This is a genomic window from bacterium (assembly GCA_027622355.1).
GTDB lineage: Bacteria > UBA8248 > UBA8248 > UBA8248 > UBA8248 > JAQBZT01.
This window is the reverse complement of record JAQBZT010000271.1, coordinates 1-3,844: the sequence shown is the minus strand read 5'-3', so window position 1 is coordinate 3,844 and position 3,844 is coordinate 1. Positions and strand designations below refer to the sequence as shown.

Genomic DNA, 3,844 nt, shown 5'->3' with positions numbered 1-3,844 from the left:
TCATATCTTTGCCTTTGGCGGCCATCGCACGGGAGGGCCTCCTTGAAAATTACGCCGTATCTGGCCCAATCTGTGACGCGGAGCTATCTCCGACAGCAGCGCGTCGGAGAGCGCATCGCCGATGCACGGGTCAGCGAGGTGCCCGCGCCCGACACGGAAATCAACATTTCCGAGGCGGCGCGCGAGGCGGCCGGGGCGGAAAACGCCCGCTCCAAGCCTGACCTCCTCTCCGGGGATCGGACCGAGCAGATCGCGCGCTTCTCGGGCCGATTTGCCGATCTGCTCCTCAAGTCCTCGGGGGCTGATGCCGCAGAGAAAGATGTGCCTCCGCTCGGGCGCTTTCTGGAGAGCCTGGGGCTGGCCCTTTCGAAAGACGCCGCGGGGGAAACGGATATCATCGTCCGAAAGGACACGGGCGAGCTTCTCGTGGCCCTGACTCAGGAGAACCGCGAGGAAATCCGCGCTAAGATTCAAGACGCCGCCAGCCGGGTGCTCGAAGGCCTTCTGTAGGCAGGCGGCTGAAACCGCTCACTGAAAACGCCCACTGGAAGGGGAATCGCTGTGGTCATCGATCCGATCAGGCGAAAGTTCACAGGCGAAGCCTACACCGACTCCCTCCGCCGAAAGCAGGAGGCGGACAAGGCCAAGGGCGGAAAAACACCCCCGACGGCCCACTCCGTCTCCGAATCCGCCGGAGAAAAGATCGACGTCAGCGACAAGGCGATAATCATGGGCCGCATCCAGAAGGCCATTGCCGAGATCGCCGACGTGCGCCAGGAGCTTGTCGATGAGATCCGCGAGCGTATCGAACGGGACGAATACCACGTGCCGGGCGAGATCATCGCCGAGAAGGTGATCCGCGAGGCCCTCAAGGAAATGAGATCCCTCGGCACGAAATAGCCCCTCTGAAAAACAAAAAACCCGGCGGCTCCCTGTGGAAGCGCCGGGTTTTGTTTTGTTCGCAGGCCGGAGGATCAGCTCACGGGTGCGTAGTGCTGCTTCCACTCCTCGGGCAAATCTTCTTCCTTCACGTCCTTCATCGAGAGGCGGATGCGGCCGTTACCCTCGACCTCCAGGCACTTGACCAGCACCTGGTCGCCCTCCTTGAGAACATCGGTCACGTTGGCGATCCGCTTCTGGGCGATCTGGCTGACGTGCACCAGCCCGTCGGTGCCGGTGAATATCTCGACGAAGGCGCCGAAATCCATGATCTTCCGCACCGTGCCGTAGTAGATGCGGCCGGGCTCGGCTTCCTGCGTCAACTCGCGGATGATCTCGATGGCCCGCTCGGCGCTGGCCTGATCGGTGGAGGAGACGAAGACCGTGCCGTCGTCCTCGACGTCGATTTGGGCGCCCGTCTCCTCGACGATGCCGCGGATGACCTTCCCGCCCGGGCCGATGATGTCGCGGATCCGATCCTTATGGACCCGGATCGTGAAAATACGCGGGGCGTAGGGGGAGATTTCCGCGTTCGGAGTGGCGATCACGGTGTCCATCTGGTCGAGGACATGGAGGCGCGCCTCCTTCGCCTGGGTCAGCGCCTCGCGCATCAAGGAGAATTTCAACCCCTTGATCTTGATATCCATCTGGAGGGCGGTAATGCCCTCGCGGGTGCCGCCCACCTTGAAGTCCATGTCGCCCAGATGGTCTTCGAGGCCGAGAATGTCGGTCAGGATGGCGGTCTTGCCCGTTTCCCCGTCCGAGATGAGGCCCATGGCGATCCCCGCCACCTGGGAGGTGATCGGAACGCCCGCATCCATGAGCGCCATGCTGGCGCCGCAGATGGTGGCCATCGAGGAGCTGCCGTTGCTCTCGGTGATGTCCGATACGATGCGGAGGGTGTAGGGGAAACTTTCCTGATCAGGGAGGACGGCCTGAACGGCCCGCGAGGCCAGGGCGCCGTGGCCAATCTCGCGCCTTCCGGGCCCGCGGTTGGGCTTCGCTTCGCCGACGCTGAAGCCCGGGAAATTGTAGTGCAGAAGGAAGTGCCGATAGACCTTCCCGTCCAGATTGTCGATCATCTGGGCGTCGCCCGAGGTGCCGAGCGTCGCCGTCACCAGCGCCTGCGTCTCCCCGCGGGTGAAGAGCACGCTCCCGTGCGGCCGCGCCAGGGGCTTGAGGCGGATCGTGATCGGGCGGACATCCTTCAGCCCGCGCCCATCGGCCCGTACGCCGGTATCGAGAATCAGCTTGCGGAAAACGTCCTTCTCCACTTTTCCGTAGTATTCCTTGACGTCCTTGGCGGAGGGGCTGTCCTCATCCTGGGTGACCAGCGCCTCGACGACTGCCTTTTTGGTCTTGCCCATCGCGGCGTACTGGGGCAGCTTCTCGTGAATCTTCGCCGCCTCATGCAGCCGGGGGGTGGCTATTTCGCGCACCCGGGCCATGAGGGCACTGTCAATCTCGGGTTCCTCGGCCTCGCGCTTGGGCTTTCCGCACTGCGCCCGGAGCTCGTTCTGCAGGGCGACCAGCTCGCGGATGACGGCGTGGCCCTTTTCGAGGGCGTCCATGTAGTCGTCCTCGGAGAGCTCGAAGCTTCCCGCCTCGACCATGACGATGGCATCGTCGGTGCCGGCGATGACGCAGTTCAAGTCGCTCTCAATCTGCTGATCGATGGTGGGGTTGACGATGATTTGCCCGTCCACGCGCCCGACGCGGACGGCACCGATAGGACCGGTGAAGGGAATGTCCGAAATATGAAGCGCCGCCGAGGTGCCGTTGATCGCGAGAATGTCGGAATCGCAAATCCGGTCGTAGGACATCACCATGATCTGGACCATGGTCTCGCACTGGAAGGTCTTGGGGAACAGGGGGCGGATGGGGCGATCGATGAGGCGACAGGTCAGCACCTCGCGCTCGCCGGGTCTGCCCTCGCGGCGGAAGAAATTGCCCGGAACTATGCCCGCCGCATAGAAGCCCTCGCGGTAGTCCACCGTCAGGGGGAAAAAGTCGATTCCCTCGCGGGGAGAGTCGGATGCGCACACCGTACAGAGGACCGCGGTCTCACCATAGTGCATCATGACGGCGCCGCCGGCCTGTTTTGCGATCTCGCCCGTCTCGAAGGCGAGGACATGTCCGTTAATGGATGTTTCCTTGCGAATAGCCTGCATCAGGAGATTTCCTCTGAAAGATTATTGAATGTTAGCGGCGAATGCCAAGGCGCTCGATGATGTTGCGGTAGCGGCTGATATCTTTCTCCCTGAGATAATCGAGAAGACGCCGCCGCTGCCCCACGAGCATCAATAATCCCCTCCGGGAATGGTGGTCTTTCGTGTGCGTCTTGAAATGATCGGTCAGATAGGTGATCCGCTCGCTCAAAATGGCAACCTGGACCTCGGGTGAACCCGTATCTCCTTCATGTGTCCGATATTCCTGAATGACTTCTGTTTTTCGTACCTTCGAAAGGGGCATTCTCTCTACTTCCTCCAATTCGCGTGTCCGGCTCTCCGGAACACTCTTAGTTTAAAGTCTCCGTTCATAGCGGCTGAATCTTAACGGAGGCGATTCGCATTGTAAACTCAGCGCGTACCGCCCGTTCATTGTGCAAAGATCCGCTCAGGGGAGATGAATTTCCCTCGGCCCATCTGAATTTTCCGGGAATTAAGGCGCCCCACCCCGATCAGATCACCCCCCTCCGAGAGCAGGCGAACCTTTTCGCCGCCCGGCAGCGCACCCTCGAGAACGATATCCTCCAACCCCAGCGCCATCCCGTTGCGCAGGGATTTCTCGGCCCCAGGGCGCACCGAAACGGCCGGAATGTGGGCCAGCGCCGCGGCCGAGGCAATCAGAATCTCCTCCAGCCGCCCCGTCCGAGCCGCGGCCTCCACCTCATCGAGGGAGTGTG

5 protein-coding genes are annotated in these 3,844 nt (G+C 61.9%); 2 read left to right on the top strand and 3 right to left on the bottom strand.

Features of this window, described 5'->3' with window-relative positions:
- Positions 1 to 42 precede the first annotated feature (42 nt).
- Together O2807_13180 and O2807_13175 are read left to right on the top strand one after the other, a co-directional pair.
- Positions 43 to 510, top strand: coding sequence for a hypothetical protein (locus tag O2807_13180; protein ID MDA1001453.1), 468 nt, complete (start codon positions 43 to 45; stop codon positions 508 to 510).
- Positions 511 to 561: 51 nt separating this feature from the next.
- Positions 562 to 900, top strand: coding sequence for a flagellar biosynthesis anti-sigma factor FlgM (locus tag O2807_13175; GenBank protein MDA1001452.1), 339 nt, complete (start codon positions 562 to 564; stop codon positions 898 to 900).
- A gap of 74 nt (positions 901 to 974) precedes the next feature.
- On the opposite strand, the gene pnp is transcribed toward O2807_13175, so the two are convergent.
- The 3 genes from pnp to O2807_13160 form a co-directional block, all read right to left on the bottom strand.
- A complete protein-coding gene (pnp, locus tag O2807_13170) occupies positions 975 to 3,110 on the bottom strand; it encodes a polyribonucleotide nucleotidyltransferase (protein ID MDA1001451.1) in 2,136 nt (711 codons plus the stop codon).
- A 31-nt stretch (positions 3,111 to 3,141) separates the two neighbouring features.
- Positions 3,142 to 3,411, bottom strand: coding sequence for a 30S ribosomal protein S15 (gene rpsO / locus O2807_13165; GenBank protein ID MDA1001450.1), 270 nt, complete (start codon positions 3,409 to 3,411; stop codon positions 3,142 to 3,144).
- Positions 3,412 to 3,536: 125 nt separating this feature from the next.
- On the bottom strand, positions 3,537 to 3,844 hold a 308-nt coding region (locus O2807_13160), incomplete at its 5' end, for a hypothetical protein (protein MDA1001449.1).